Raw genomic sequence first — 314 nt, 5'->3', positions numbered from 1 at the left:
GCCGAATGGTACTTTTTTTGAGTTTGTTCCTGACGAAGAAATTTTTGGCAAGTATTCGTTCAATATGGAATTTGTTGAAAAGCGAATCTGGAATTATGCTTATTTAAATTCAGGTCTGGTACTCAAATTTAACGGCAAGGAATTTGTCAGCGAAAACGGACTTTTGGATTTGCTTCAGAATGAAATTGAAGAAGAAAGCCTTTATCCTGTTGGAAGCTACCGTGGCGAGCATTTACAGTTTGCGTTTACTCATACAAATGCTTACGGTGAAAATTATTTTTCTTTTGTAAACGGTCAGTATACTTCTGATGGCG

1 pseudogene is annotated in these 314 nt (G+C 36.6%); it reads left to right on the top strand.

The window, feature by feature from the left end:
* Positions 1 to 314, top strand: a pseudogene (locus GNY06_RS01600) (type IIA DNA topoisomerase subunit B); the annotation flags it as partial.

The sequence above is a fragment of the Elizabethkingia argenteiflava genome, from assembly GCF_009904105.1.
GTDB lineage: Bacteria > Bacteroidota > Bacteroidia > Flavobacteriales > Weeksellaceae > Elizabethkingia > Elizabethkingia argenteiflava.
Note: the sequence above shows the minus strand (reverse complement) of the source record. Positions and strands in the feature narration are given on the sequence as shown.